Source organism: Ruegeria sp. CJ2, from assembly GCF_056536745.1.
This window is the reverse complement of sequence record NZ_JBQFQF010000022.1, coordinates 13,601-27,284: the sequence shown is the minus strand read 5'-3', so window position 1 is coordinate 27,284 and position 13,684 is coordinate 13,601. Positions and strand designations below refer to the sequence as shown.

Annotated in this window: 15 protein-coding genes; 4 read left to right on the top strand and 11 right to left on the bottom strand. The window is 53.5% G+C overall.

All coding sequences use genetic code 11. From position 1 onward, the window contains the following. The coding region (locus ACR0MS_RS20110) for a hypothetical protein (protein ID WP_480579045.1) at positions 1-191 on the top strand (191 nt) is incomplete at its 5' end. Beyond that, positions 191-649: a LysR substrate-binding domain-containing protein gene (locus tag ACR0MS_RS20105; protein ID WP_480579048.1), complete on the top strand. Its 459-nt coding sequence runs from the start codon at positions 191-193 to the stop codon at positions 647-649. The genes ACR0MS_RS20110 and ACR0MS_RS20105, both read left to right, overlap by 1 nt. A 30-nt stretch (positions 650-679) precedes the next feature. Here the strand turns inward: ACR0MS_RS20105 and ACR0MS_RS20100 are convergent, their stop codons facing one another. From ACR0MS_RS20100 to ACR0MS_RS20085, 4 genes are all read right to left on the bottom strand, one after another. Beyond that, positions 680-1,249 carry a carboxymuconolactone decarboxylase family protein gene (locus ACR0MS_RS20100; RefSeq protein WP_170473744.1) on the bottom strand — a complete coding sequence of 190 codons (570 nt, stop codon included), beginning with the start codon at positions 1,247-1,249 and terminating at the stop codon, positions 680-682. A gap of 137 nt (positions 1,250-1,386) precedes the next feature. Further along, entirely contained in the window at positions 1,387-1,872 is a 486-nt protein-coding gene (locus tag ACR0MS_RS20095; RefSeq protein WP_480578003.1) for a YHS domain-containing (seleno)protein, read from the bottom strand. Positions 1,873-1,920: 48 nt separating this feature from the next. Next, positions 1,921-2,787, bottom strand: a complete 867-nt coding sequence (locus ACR0MS_RS20090; protein ID WP_170684117.1) for a cysteine hydrolase family protein — start codon at positions 2,785-2,787, stop codon at positions 1,921-1,923. Between the two features lie 161 nt (positions 2,788-2,948). Continuing rightward, positions 2,949-3,926 carry an AraC family transcriptional regulator gene (locus ACR0MS_RS20085; protein WP_480577999.1) on the bottom strand — a complete coding sequence of 326 codons (978 nt, stop codon included), beginning with the start codon at positions 3,924-3,926 and terminating at the stop codon, positions 2,949-2,951. A 227-nt stretch (positions 3,927-4,153) separates the two neighbouring features. Between ACR0MS_RS20085 and ACR0MS_RS20080 the strand changes: the two genes are divergently transcribed. Continuing rightward, on the top strand, positions 4,154-5,026 hold the full coding sequence (locus ACR0MS_RS20080; RefSeq protein WP_480577996.1) for a bile acid:sodium symporter family protein: 873 nt from the start codon (positions 4,154-4,156) through the stop codon (positions 5,024-5,026). A gap of 657 nt (positions 5,027-5,683) precedes the next feature. On the opposite strand, the gene ACR0MS_RS20075 is transcribed toward ACR0MS_RS20080, so the two are convergent. The 4 genes from ACR0MS_RS20075 to ACR0MS_RS20060 all read right to left on the bottom strand — a co-directional run bounded on the left by ACR0MS_RS20075 (position 5,684) and on the right by ACR0MS_RS20060 (position 9,542). Beyond that, positions 5,684-6,064 carry a hypothetical protein gene (locus ACR0MS_RS20075; RefSeq protein WP_170367311.1) on the bottom strand — a complete coding sequence of 127 codons (381 nt, stop codon included), beginning with the start codon at positions 6,062-6,064 and terminating at the stop codon, positions 5,684-5,686. Between the two features lie 114 nt (positions 6,065-6,178). After that, positions 6,179-7,357 carry a carbohydrate porin gene (locus ACR0MS_RS20070; protein ID WP_480471072.1) on the bottom strand — a complete coding sequence of 393 codons (1,179 nt, stop codon included), beginning with the start codon at positions 7,355-7,357 and terminating at the stop codon, positions 6,179-6,181. Beyond that, positions 7,354-8,118 (bottom strand): DUF3299 domain-containing protein, encoded by a 765-nt coding sequence (locus ACR0MS_RS20065; protein ID WP_170367313.1) that lies wholly within the window; start codon positions 8,116-8,118, stop codon positions 7,354-7,356. The genes ACR0MS_RS20070 and ACR0MS_RS20065 overlap by 4 nt, the downstream gene beginning before the upstream one ends. A 26-nt stretch (positions 8,119-8,144) precedes the next feature. After that, positions 8,145-9,542, bottom strand: a complete 1,398-nt coding sequence (locus tag ACR0MS_RS20060; RefSeq protein WP_170367314.1) for an amidohydrolase family protein — start codon at positions 9,540-9,542, stop codon at positions 8,145-8,147. Positions 9,543-9,675: 133 nt separating this feature from the next. Between ACR0MS_RS20060 and ACR0MS_RS20055 the strand changes: the two genes are divergently transcribed. After that, complete coding sequence (locus ACR0MS_RS20055; protein WP_170367315.1) at positions 9,676-10,683, top strand: AraC family transcriptional regulator; 1,008 nt, start codon at positions 9,676-9,678, stop codon at positions 10,681-10,683. A 565-nt stretch (positions 10,684-11,248) separates the two neighbouring features. On the opposite strand, the gene ACR0MS_RS20050 is transcribed toward ACR0MS_RS20055, so the two are convergent. From ACR0MS_RS20050 to ACR0MS_RS20040, 3 genes are all read right to left on the bottom strand, one after another. After that, entirely contained in the window at positions 11,249-11,785 is a 537-nt protein-coding gene (locus tag ACR0MS_RS20050) for a hypothetical protein (protein ID WP_170668087.1), read from the bottom strand. Continuing rightward, positions 11,769-12,539 carry a hypothetical protein gene (locus tag ACR0MS_RS20045; protein ID WP_480577992.1) on the bottom strand — a complete coding sequence of 257 codons (771 nt, stop codon included), beginning with the start codon at positions 12,537-12,539 and terminating at the stop codon, positions 11,769-11,771. Before ACR0MS_RS20045 ends, ACR0MS_RS20050 begins: the two co-directional genes overlap by 17 nt. Before the next feature lie 75 nt (positions 12,540-12,614). Continuing rightward, complete coding sequence (locus ACR0MS_RS20040) at positions 12,615-13,130, bottom strand: DUF805 domain-containing protein (protein WP_480577989.1); 516 nt, start codon at positions 13,128-13,130, stop codon at positions 12,615-12,617. Between the last annotated feature and the right edge of the window lie 554 nt (positions 13,131-13,684).

Here is a 13,684-nt window from a genome sequence, read left to right as displayed (position 1 = left end):
CAACCTGCCGTAACTTCGAGACAATCTCTTCGGGCTTCGGTCTCTTGTTTGCCATTCGTGGTCCTCCGTTTCCTAAACATAACGGTGGACCAGTTCAGTTGGGGAGGCTCACTGTCAGGGCCATCTCCAAAGACTGCCTTTACGGCGCGATCTTCGCCTTTGGTTTGGCAACCTCGCTGATTCCAGTTTGATGGCCGTTAGGTGCGGTGCGGTAAATCAGATACTATTTGCGTCGCCATCTTACCTTGAATCGCATGGCAAACCTGAAACTCCGGATGATTTGTCCTGCCACGCGATCATTAATTCTACTGCCCTGAATGCATCCGCCCAATGGCATTTTCAAAGCGGTAGAAAGAGTATAACCAAACGAGTGAACCCACGCATCAGCATGAATACTAATGACGCTGTGATTGAGTTGGCGTTGCAAGGTCATGGGATCGGGCGGCTTTTGTCGTATCAGGTGGCACCCTACATTGCAGATGGGCGGCTCAAGACTGTCATGAAGTCATATGAGCCACCCGAGGTTCCCATCCATCTTGTGCATCAAGAGGGTCGAACCGTGTCTGCGAAGGTACGCGCTTTTGTTGATTTTGCGGTCGAACGTCTCAAATCGGATTCCCTTATTGGCCAGAAACAAACTCAGGCCTAAGCGCAAGACCAACAATTAGGCAAAATCGCGCTATTCAGCCGCCGCCGCGGATGAGGCGGTCCATGCATTTGGGACAAACGCATCATCCAAAGCCGTTTCCGCCACATGGTTCGTATAGTTCGACAGGATTTTCAACGCTGTGCCAAGGATGACTTCCAGCATGGTCTGGCGGGTATAGCCAGCCGTCAGAAACGCCTCGACCTGTGCGTCGCTGGGCCAGCCTCGGCTTTCGTTGATCACGATGACGAATTTGCGCAGTGCTTCCAATTTGGGGTCGGCGATAGGGCTGCCATCGCGTAACGCTGCGATCACGTCTTCGGGGACACCGGCCATCTGTGAAAGAGTGGTATGGGCGGCCATGCAGTACTTGCACCCGTTCAACCGGTTGTTGGTCATAAGGATGATCTGACGCTCAGTCTCTGACAGGCTGGTCTTTCCAAAGATGTTGGAAAGTGTCGTATAGCCTTCCAAAATTGCTGGCGCTTCGGCCATGGCCGCATAAAGGTTGGGCACAAAACCATATCCTTTCAGCGATGCTTCCAGAATTGGTTTCGCGGCATCAGGGGCTGAGGCGATTGTATAGGTCTCAAAATCAGTCATGTCTGGTTTCCTTTGGGAAAAGTTTTCGACGCACGCAAATTGTCATTGCGGACAGGGCGTCTTGGAGAAATGCCGGCCTTTTGGGGAGGGGAGAGGCAGCGGTGGCTCCGACCGGCAAAAGCCACCAAATTCCTCGATCAAAGGCTGCCGACAGGCGTGTGGTGGATGTCTGCCCACTTGGCATGGGCGCCTTGGATCACGGTCTCTTTGTCCTCAAGGTACTTCTTGAAGATGTCCTCATTCACAAAGAGATAGAGCTTGTTGTCCACGATATCGGCATACCGAACATCGCCATCAAGCTTCTTGCCTACATAGACGCCAAAGGCGCAGAACCCGCCGAATTGAGGCAGATGTGCCGTCGGATCCGCCTCGAATGTGGCTTGCGCTGCCTGCGACGCAAAATAGTAGTCCACTCCATCATGGGCCGATGTAAAAGTGGCGTTGCCCATCTCAGGATTCTCGGCTTCAAACATCGATACAGGATCGACGCCATGCATGCCGAGGGGCTGCCCGGTCAAGGTAAGACTGTTCGAAACGTTGTATTCATCGTCAGCCAATGCCGCCGCCGCCAGGGCGAGAGTCAACGCTGTTGTAAGTGCGGTAAATGTAAAGATGCGTGTCATGATATGTCCTTTCAGGATGTCAGGATCAAATTTGAAGATCGATTTGGGTCAGGCCGATTGGCCAATGCGCTCAACCGCGTCGTCGGTCCACCAGACGCCGTTGGCGACCATTCGGAAGTTGATTATGGCGGCGAGATACCCGTCACCTTCAGGCACCTTGGCCCCGGCTGTGGCATCGCGAACGACAGCGACTTCGTAGCCCAGCTCCAGCAGCTCGTAGAGATGCGCCTGCGTACACAGGTTCGCCGACATCCCCGCGAGGATCACCTTGTCGATCTTGCGTTTACGCAATTGCAGGTTCAGGTCATTCTGAGCAGGGCTGTAAACCTTGTGTGGCGAGCAAATGATGGTTTCGCCATCCTCGATGTACTTCTTGTATTGCGGCATCCAGTCGGCACCTGAGCCCTCGAAACTGTCCAAATTGAGCGGTCCCAGGCGGTCAAACATGCCGATGCTGTGCATCGTGGCTTCCAGAGTGCCCTCGAACTCCCACTTGTGGTCATGTGGGTAGTAATAGTGGGGCGAGATGAAGACCGGCATCCCCGCAGCCTTGGCGGCAATGAAAAGCCGTTCGATATTGTCGACCGTGCCCTGTTCGGTCACGCTTTCGCCAACGACACCCCACGTCACACCGTCCTCTGACAAAAAATCAATCTGGGGGTCGGTCACCACAAGCGCAGTACGCCCCGGCTCAATGGTCATGTCGATTTGGGGAAGGCCTGGATTTTCCGGGTCAGCATAGTAGGCGCGTGCTTCGTCGGTCGCGGCAAGGGCCTGCCCGCCAGCCACTATTGTTGTACCTGCCGCGGCCGCACCGGCGGCTTGTTGCAAGAGTCGCCGGCGCGCCATATCAACGCGTTCGGGCGTGACGTCGCAAGCGCAGCTTGCTCCATGTTTGTGGTCATGATTGCTCATTGCAAATTTCCTTTGTCTGAGAGGGGCAAATGGGTTTGCTTTACTCGGGAGCGCCCCAGGTGGATCTGACAAAGAAGAAGTTAGGCGCCACATCGATTGAGGTATCGGCCCGCCCTGCCAAGGTTTTGGCCGAACCTGCCATGTGGTCTTGAGGTGTGTGCCTAGTCGGAGGTCGCCTGCTGCCTGAATCGTGCCGGAGCCTGGCCAACCCAGCGCTTGAAGGCGCGGCTGAACGTGCTCTGTTCCGAAAACCCGGTCATAAAGGCAATCTCGGCTATGGAAGCCTTACCGTCACAGAGCAGGTCACGAGCGAGTGCAACTTGTGCCTGACCAAGAACGTCGCGATAGGTCAGCCCTTCTTCGGCCAACCTGCGGTAAAGAGTGCGCTCGCTCATTCCCATCTCTTGGGCGACATGCGCCGCCTGCGGTGCGCCGTTACTTAGGGCTGGCGTAAGCCGGTGGACAATTGCTTGGCTCAGTGAGGTGTCGTCATCGCGAGAGTTGAACTCCTCATCCAGGTGCTTCGTCATGAAATCTGACAAGCCCGGATCGCCAAGACGATTTTCGCTTTCCAGCATAGCAGGGCGCATAGCAATGGCGTTGTGGGCGCTCCCAAATCGAACCGGGCACCCGAAATATTCGGCGTAATGTTCTGGCTCTTGTCTGCATGCATGCTGAAACGTGACATATGCGAGCGACAACCCATCACCCACAAACCGATGCATGTTCCTCGCAAAGGCCGCAAGCGCGCATTCGTTGCGCAGCTCCAAGGCGGCGCGATGTGGTGTTTGTCCTTCAAAAATCCAAAGAACCGGGTCGCCGGTTTCATCAAGTCTGTAAACTGCGGTGTCCGTGACGAGACGAAAATAGCGCTCGATCCGTTGCAATGATTGCCGCAAGGTCGGAGCTGTCTTAACGGCCAGGCCAAGTACGCCGAGATCATCGGTCGCAATCGCGTTTGCATAGGCCTCAACCAACGCGGCCTCGTCCGCTTGTTGCGCACGAATCCAATCTATCAAATCGAAATACGCATCATCCGCCAATTGGCCGTCTTGAGCTTCTGGTAAACGCAGCACGACAGCGCCATTCGAAATCAGGGCGCCATCGTCGTTCAGCGTCATCCCGGCGGCGTTGGCCATCGCGCGGGCGAATGCGTAAGTTACACTTGCCATACAGTGAGATTAGCACTGGAAAGCTCTTTCACGCCAGATCGTCCAACCCTGTGATGGGTATAATAAATAAAGACAGCCTCGATCTTCGAGCGCTTGAGGATAAATGCGCCAAACTGATAAAACTCGTCATCAGGTTTTCTGAACGGTATCGTCCGAAAGCGTGCGGAAGCATGCAGTCATAGAGGTCATGGTAGATGGGAGAAATTTTCATATCTGTGCTGCTGCCGCTCGCAGTTGTTGTCATCATGTTCTGCCTTGGCCTCGGACTCACAGCGGCTGACTTTCAACGCATCGGACGACGTCCACGGGCCTTTTGCGTCGGCGCGCTCAACCAGATCATTTTTCTGCCTTGCATCGCTTTGATGGTCATCTTTGTCTTTGGGATTTCCTCGGAGACAGCCGTTGGCCTCATGATTTTGGCAGCCTGTCCGGGCGGGGCGATCAGTAACATCGTGACCAAGCTTTCGAATTGGGACGTCGCTTTGTCCGTTACTCTTACAGCAGTCTTCAGTCTGACTTGTGTCGTTACCGTACCGCTCATCCTGGGGATTTCGATGCAGATGTTCATGGGGGCAACTGCGCCCGCTATCGACATTTCGTCGACGGCTTTAGCGATGTTTTTTTTGACGGTCTCACCTATCCTAGCCGGCGTGACCGCGCGGTCATTGGCGCCGCGGATTGTAGCCGCTGTCGAACCAATCTTTAGCAAGGTCTCTATGCTACTTTTTGCGCTGGTCATCGGAGGTGCGATCATTTCAAACTGGGTGGTGGTCGCGGCCAATTTCCTTAGGCTTGGACCCGCACTTTTGGTTGTAGGTGCGTCACTCACGTTTATTGGCATCATGAGTTCAGGGATGCTCGGATGCACAGACATCGAGGCGAAGACGATTTCAATTGAGACCGGCGTTCAAAACGGAGCTTTGGGGATCGCAATTGCCACCTTGCTGTTGCCTAACACCAATGGGTTAAGCGAATATGCCATCCCATCCGCAATTTATAGCGTGGTCTGGATCGTAACAATGTTGCCTGTCTTCGCTTTCCTTGCGCGAAGAAGCCCAATTTCATGATCCTGACGCCTATTTGCTAGCTCTGGTTATGCGCTGAGCCAAGCCCCTTTGTTTCCATGCCAGAGCGCCATCTAGTCAAAGAGCGATCAAGGAGCTCCCAAGCCCTCTATGGAACGGCCGCTTTGGCGATTTTTCCTGTTGAAGGAAAAAGCTGTTGCTGCCAGTGCGGTGGATCCTGCGTCAGCGAAGGTGTAGACTCCAAGGTCAGTTTTGTCCGCGAGTCGGATTTGCAAAGTCTTGGATTAAGTGTCCGGATTGGGCTGGACCTGCCAAACATGCAAGCCGCGGAGAATGGCCGCATCGAGCCCTTAGTTACTGATGCTGCACGATGTACGAATGACGGCAATGCGCAGAAAGCAGACTTTGCAAAGTCCGGTTGACCACATTGTCCACCAAAGGCGACAGTTCTGCTTCGCGACTGGGCTATACATAGCCCTCAAAGCGTATTGTTTGCGGGACTTCAGTTGCACCGTTTTCCTGAGCGAGTAGGGCGCGTGCTGACGAAAAGGTAGCAAGCGCAAAAAGAACAAGAAGGGCCTTTATCATCGTAGCGCCTCGGATCCGGGTTTTGAACTTGGGCCGGGGTTCACAAATGATCGCCCCGGCCAGCGTCAGGACAAACGAGGTAGTTCTTGCCCTGAAACATCGTACTTTCGTCTAGTTGAGAAGATCACCGACGATGCCGACGGCATCGACAACGGTAGACAGATCATTCGTAACTTCGAGGACTTCGCCATCGACCTGAATGTAGCGGTTTCCTTTGCCGGGCTCCCCCAGCTTCCATTTGGAAAGGTCCCCAATTTCTTCGAACTCCAGATCAGATGGGAGCTTGGCACCGCGCGTGTAGCGCTTGATCTGGCCAGGCGGCACAGCCTTTGGGCCTTTGCCGGGTTTGTCTTCGATCTGAATGCTGACATCACCGTTCTTGCCCCCCTTGTTCGGCTTTTTACCCTTGTTGTCTTTGGCATGGGCATCGCCGCCTCCAAGGATGAAAAACACAACTGCTAAGGCTGCGAGAATTCCGTAGGCGATCTTCATAGATTGTTCCTTTGCTTCCCAACTTCATTCGACCGGCGTTGAAAATTCCGGCACGCGCTTGATCTCTCTTAGTTGCCCTTTGGCACACCCCTTAGTGACTGCCTTCACCCCGCATTAGAAAACTATCCGGGTTCTTAGACCGAACAGGGTAATCCGGTCCTGATCGGGATTTAGAAGCGGGTCGGAAATGAATTGTACCGATGGCGTGATCTGCAATCCGGGTGAGATTGAAAAACGGTAGAAAGCTTCAAGCGTGAACTGATCGCCATCTATGCCTCTTGCTTCGGCCCAGTTTAGGCCCAGACCGGCCAAATCGGTGTTGCGACCATAGTAACCGAGACCGGCAGAAATCGACCGTTCATAAAGCGCTGCGGTCCCCTTCGAGGCCCCAGCCCGAAAGAACGGCATCCACTTATTGTCAACAAACCATGCGGCAGAAAACGCAGCGCCGTAATCTTCTGGACGGCTACCATCGTCAGCCGCATCCGCATGCCAGAGAGTCAAATGGACATTGTCAAAATAGATGCGATCAAAGCCGGACGTGTACCCAAGCTCGAGTGATTTGAAGAGATTGCCATCGCTAAACACATCAAAATTTGGATCGGACGGGTCGGCGTTTGCGTCTGAGATGCTCGTAATAGCGTAGAAGTTTTCGCTCAGCTTTATCCCGCCAGCAATTCCAAGGCCTTGATTGGGCGCGTTGATTGTCGGATTGGTGTTGAAAGACAGGTTCTGAAAACCACTGTAGGGGCTCACCAACCCGTAGATATCCACAAAGTCCGTTACATCGATCTGCCCGACTTGCAGCGTCCACGAGCCGTCCTCGGCCCTTTGGGTCCAGAACAGGTTGGTCAGCAGCAAACCATTATCGTTGAAGGCTGTCCCCGTGATAGAAAGCGCTCCGCCATCCAGACCGAGAAATTGCGGGGCAACATCCGTGTAACTGTGCCGGTCTTCGATCTTGAATGTCAGAGAACCCTGTTCAGTTGCCTGCCAACTGCCGTAGAACCGCGCAATTCCGCTGGCTGCTTCGCCGGTTCCCAGATCAGCATCCGTGGTTTGGCCCAATGCCAGGTAGTCAATGTTGAACCGAAAACCACCCTCAGCCAGTCGGTCTTTCCACTGAAACCAACCCGGTGCGATGTTGCGTGGAAAATCGGAACGATATTGCGGATCGGTGAGCCCGTCTCCGGGCGCAAGATCAGCTTCGACTGAAGATGGCCCGGATAGTCCCTGAGCCGACGCTGCGCCAGCAAAAGCAATGCTCAATGCGGCAACCAGAAGTCTTATCATTTTGACGCCTGTGCCCCACCGGTCTTGCGATTTCCCGCCGCGCGGATGCGATCAGCAGCACGCTGCTGCCATTCCAACCTGTCTGCCTCGGTTTCCAGAGTTTCGACACGTTCCGTCTCTAGCTGGAAAGTCGCATTCATAGGCATGAGGCCGTCAACAACCATCATATTCTGAACAGAAGGATCGATGGTCAGCGTGCCTGTCAGCCGAACGGGTTCGTGGAAATAGCTAGGCGCCCAGTCCCCGTTCAACCGCACACGGATCATCTGGTTAGGCGGAGGTGGAGGCATGTGGCTGCACATCCCTCTTTCTGGCACCAAATACGCCACAGGCCGGCCGTCCGGATCGCTCGGAGCAGGAATGGCAAAGCCCGCGAGTGTGATTGTTCGGCCGTCGAATTGCGCGTTTCCGCTCGTTCCAGCCTTTCTTCGCCGCTCCGTCACGACCTCTCGCTGATCGAGTAGCCAGTCGACATCAATCCCATCAGCCGCCAAGGCATCCTCAGTCTCGGTCAGAAGCTCTTGCCATTTCTGCCTCTCTTCTTCGCTGCCACTATCCTGCTGTAACCTGCCGCGCAGCCGTACGACGTAAAGGACATCGTCGAATTGTTCGGCGCTAAGTTCGCGATAGGGGTCTTCAAAGACCTGCGCAGACGGATCTGGCAGGTCTGCCCAGTCCAACGCGGTTCCAGGCGTCGCCGCAGCATCATAACCGCACAAAACCAACCCTGCGAATACTGCGGAGCAAAACCAATTTCGCATGAATGCTCTCCGGCTGCTTTATCTGGTCAATCCAGTGTGTTTTTGTAGATCACACCGTCCTTCATGATCAGGCGGATTGTTTCCGGGCTGTCCGGCCTCGGGTCCGCACCAAACCACTGATCACCTGTTCCAACGACCGAGAAGTCTTCGAGGGGGTTGCCGTCTATCAGTAGGATGTCGGCATAGGCGCCTTCTTCGATCACACCCAGTTTGCCTTCTGGATAGGGGTTCATGAAATCACCGCTAAGTGCCGCGATCTCGCCGCCTACCGAAGTCAAGGTTACCATCGACGCATAGGGGCCGAAGAAATGGTTGTTCAGATGCTTCTCGTAGGCGATCTGAATGTTGCACGCCTCGACTGAGCCCACGCAATCGGTTTGGAACCCGCGCGGCGCCGGGCATTCCTTCATGCTGGGAATATAGGCTTCGAAGGTCGCCGAGGCCGATTTGGCTTTCCTCAAACTGTTAGGGTTGTTTTTCACGGACGGAACGTCAAGAAGGCCCGGATCAAATGCCGTGATGTTCGTCGTGATGTACGCTCCTTTTTCTTTCATCAAAGCAGAAATTTCGCAGTCAAAGTGAAATCCGTGTTCAATGGTTCTAACCCCTGCATTCAGGGCATTGATGATCGCTTCTTTGCGGTAGGAATGTGCCATGACATAGGTGCCGTACTCGTTGGCAACCTGAACAGCAGCCTCGATCTCTTCCTTCGAACCGGCGAGCAACTGCCATGGATCGAATGCCGAAATCACCCCACCTGATTGCATGAACTTCAGTTGCGTGGCACCCATGCGCAAGTTGTTGCGGCCATACATGTAAATTTCGTCAACACCGTTGACCTGTTGGGCCATATTCAGAGTGCCAAAGTTGGTCACCCCGCCCGGCGGAGATGTGAAAGATGCGAAGTCGGCATGGCCGCCGCGCGTCCCGAGAAATGCGCCGGAAGGATAAAAGCGGGGGCCGACGATCTGGCCTGCGTCTATGGCACGCCGCAGCCCGCCACCAGCGCCCCCGGCATCGCGAACGGTCGTGAAGCCCTGCATCAGGTACATTTCGGCCATCCGTGTCCCGTGGATGGCGAAATCCTCCCAGGTCGAGTTGGTTTCCATCTCGGCAATCGATGGCCCCATGAGCATCAGGTGCGCGTGATTCTCGATAAAGCCCGGTGTCAGAGTGCGTCCGCCACCGTCGATAACCTTCGCACTCGGCGCATCAATGGCATCGGTTGAGACGGACTTGATCAGATTGCCCTCGACCAGAACACTGGCATTCTCAATGCGTTGCTCATTCACACCGTCGAAGACATGCACGTTGGTAAACAGCGTTTGGGGTTCTTCTTGATCCTGAGCCTGCGCGGTCGTCGAAAAAGAAAGAACTGCCGCGACAATTGCCGTCGAGCAAAGAGACATTCGTAAGCCGGACATAAGTACTCCCTTCATATTCATGTTTTGCCAACTATAGTCTGGAATTCATTGGCTCGGTTGCCCCTTTTGAATTAGGATGTGCGAATGTGACTGCAAAAATGGCCACTTCTTAAAGCTAATCCAGACAAGGGTTATGAGCTTGCCTTTCAACTCCACCTCCCGAGAGCATAGCGAGGGCTTTATTCGCCTCTCTTTAGCTGCTCCGTTTCTGCAATATCTCACCGAACGTAAGATCAATCCGCAACCAGCATTGGATCAGGTCGGCTTGAAAGCCGAACTGTTGACTAACCCATCCGTGTTCGTTCACTCAGAGTTGGTTTACGGCTTGGTAAATGCTTTCTCAGAAGTGTCAGGGGATCGATACCTTGGACTGAATGTAGGGGAGACGTTTGACCTGCAAGAGTGGCCTCCATTCGCTCAAGCCCTGCAAACTACAAAAACGCTGTTCGAGTTTTTTACCCGCTTTGTTGGGCTTGTACCGCAGGAGTCCAATTCTGTGCGGCACAGCCTTATCATTGAAGCGGACAAAGCGACTTATCGTATCGATAGGCAACAGGAACCAACAGTCCCGCCCATTCAGGTAACCGGTTTTGGTGCTGCAATCTATGTACGCCTGTTGCAGACCGTCGTCGGCGATTCCTGGGACTCTTCGCGTGTGCGATGGGAAAGCAGATACATCAATGGTTTGCCTGTCAACTACAAAGGGATCGAGGTTGGCCTTGGAACCGATCCCGGAATGCAAATTAGTTTTCCTGTGGAATGGTTGTTTTTGCACCATGTCTCTGACGGCTCTGCCAAGCCGATGGTCTCACCGCGACAAGATGAAGAAGTAACTGTGGTGGCTGCTTTGCGCTCTGTCTTGCGCGGCAAACTGGATGAAACCGATTTGGGGCCGGAGATGGTGGCCGAGTTGCTGGGAATACAGCCGGAACGGTTCCTGAAAGCGCTTCAACAACAAGGCACAACGTTACCGCGCGAAATCAAACGGCTGCGTATCGATGTCGCCAAGGAGCACCTCAAAGATGACCAGATGACAATTGCGGAGATTGGTCTGATGCTCGGCTATTCTGACAAGTCCCATTTCACTCGCTTTTTCCGAAGTCAGACCGGAATGACACCGACCAAGTTCCGAAGCAAGTAAATGTGGTCGAGCCAAATGAACGCTTCGAAGATTAGGTCCTCGTGGGATCAGTTCGGAGAAGTTGTAGTGCGACGTTGAACAGGTTAGTCGACGACACGAATGGTTGGTTGCCACCGCCGATACAACCTCTGCAACTGGCCGTTTCGTTGTGTATTTCGGAGTTAGCAAAGCTTGGTTGCGAAGGTCCGGTTTGGGCTGGAAGCGGCCATCCGAAAACCTTCCCCGGCAATACGGCGATGGCGCGAAACAAGCAAAGAATGAGACCCGAAGATATGGAGCCTCGAACCAAGAAAGTTGAAGGTTAATGCGCCCAAAGTTTTGGGCTAAAAATGCAACTCTTTGGGCGAAATGCAAAGCTATGGGCGCACCTACAATAGTCTGTAGGTGCGCTCATAACGCTGCATTCCTAACATTGATTTCATTGAAGAAAATCTTGGAAGCTTGCCCATAACTCTGCGCGGTATTTGCGCATAACTTTGCACGATTTACCCATAAGTTTGCGTGCCACAGAGAACCCATCGAACAAACCAGCTCCTATGGCTTATCTGCAATTCTCAAATGCAACTTATTCCCAATCGCCAGCAGACGAGCGCCACGTCTTAGCGTCCGCATCCCAAACACTGGCGGTGACGCAAGGCGTTGGGTTTATTCCGTCGCAATTGGATCCATGAATATCTGCGACGACAACGCGTTGACGCCCAAAATCAACGACCGTCCAACCTTGGTTAAGCAAAGAGTGCACCTCTTCACTAACCCAAAAGTGCGACATGCATCCGCCAGTTCCGCAATAAAGAGATGCGGCGCTTGAACACGCGAAACCAGACTCATTCAGAACCCAGTCGTGTTGAAGATCTCCGTCGAGATCGACCCTTTCAACCGCGCCCCAGGCTATGTCAAACTGACCGTTGTTGAACTCCGCGCATGCCTGCGCCGCCAGATCAACCTTTGCTCGCAAACCGGTTGGAAGTTGCGAAACGTCAGCCGCGACAACTGGTGAGGTCCAAACCAGGCCCGAACCAAGCAGGATCGCAGATACCAAACGTTTCAAGTAGCTTGCCAATTGGGAAGCCGGTTGGAAGGTGGCTTCAGTTGCATTGTTCATACCTGTAGTCCCCGTATTCCAGCCAGTTTGCCGAGCCTTCTTTAAAAATCAGAAATTCGGACCTGTCTTCCCCAAGTAGGGCAACCACAAATCCGGCCGGTGGCTCAGAGTTTCCGAAGTAGCTGTAGGCTGTGATGGCTCTGATCGACTCGCCGTTGACCGTTACTCGCGCGTCCCACTCCCCCTCTGGATTGTCCAAAATTACGGGTTCGATCACGCGTTTTTTCGCTCCGCCACCACAATAGACAATGCCTTCGGGCGCTTCGTAGGAGGTCTCTTGGCTAACTTCTAAATCGCACGCAGAACGAAGGGACCGAATTGCTGCGCTGGAACCTTTCAAGTCAAAAATTCCGTAGCTGACATCTTGATCAATCATCGACAGATTAACCGATGCATTGGCCGCAAGCTGGTCCAGAACAAAACCATAGTCCGGCTGACTATTGAAACTGACCTCGACGGGATAGTTGTCGACGATCTGCACGGCAGCGTTTTCTGCGCCAACCTGAAATGCTCCAACTTCGGTGGTGCCGTTCTTCAAGAAACGAATGGAAAGCCCCTGCTTGTCCGCAATGTCCTGGCTGTCTTCGTATCCAGCCGGAGCAAAGCGAATACGGTCACACTGAAGTTCCAGCGTCATGTTTCCTGTCTGAATAAACGCATTGGGGTTGGGCCCGGAGCTGAACGACCACTCTGCTGATGCTGTGGTCGCCACTGCCATCAGTAGCATTCCAATGGAAATGGTTTTGCAGCTCATTTTTTTTCTCTCCATTGAGTTACGGTTCGCACTGTCGTTCAGCAGAAGTTCCAGCCAATTGCCCGGACAGCCAGATCAGGAAACAGGTTCGCCGTATTCGTTTGCGCCTTCTTGGGAAGGTCGTGTCAGCCACCAGATCATCAGAATGGACAGAACCAATTGAAGGATTGAGACAACAACGATACCGGTCACACCCAGGACGGCCGCAGGTCCTCGCAATGCATCGGGATTTTCGGTCCCTTGCTCCAATACTGAAAAGAACGCTACCCCACCCAGCATAACAAAAAGCGTTGTAATGCTGAGCGCCATCGGCAGCAGCAAGTACCAGCCAGGTCGTCCTGTATCATGCAGCCTCCGCCAACCGGCGGCCAGCATAGGTATGAGAACAGCCAGCTGGAAAACAGAGGACAGAACCCGAGATCCCTGCCCTGTTTCGGGGTTGGTCCCGAATATGATCGTATCCAGCACAGCTAAAGCAGCACTCACGAGAACCACAAACAAGAAGAACCACCAATATTCTGAGCGTAAAGCCCGGCCGGAGAACTGGAAGTACTTCGAGAAACACGTTTTAACGGCTTCACCAAATCCCATCTTTCAATCCTTTTTCAGTTTCTGTGCGGCCTCAGAACGCCTCGCCGAGCCAAAAGATCACATTCGCCCTTATGGACGCTCCCACTTACCTTTTTGTTTGAAAGCAGAAGCCTATCGCACGAAAGCGTAGTGAATTTTGCGCGCGGAAAAAATATTGATTTATTAAAAATTAGATTCAAACATGCGAATTCGACACAACTTTATTTTACCTCCGTTGTTGTCGTTGCTGCTCGCTGTGCCGAGCCCTTCCGACTGCTGGAGTGAGTGCTGGCGGTCGGAAGGCACTTTACAATGATTGAGCGCTGGGAGGACGCGATGCTCAGACTAAACGTACTCGCCCTATTTCCAGAATTCGCTCGAGCTTTTGCCAGTGTCGTCATTCAGCTTTCACACGTCGTCGGCGGTCTCGGTAGTCAAAGTAAAATCGCTCTGCCCGCCAAGCCCCCCGCGACAAGTTGTTGGAAAGGGAAATCACAGGGTCGAAGTATGTTCCATAGCCTGCTCTGACGCGAGAGCTTCAAACAAGCGCATCCAATTTCACTAATTTCAAGGGA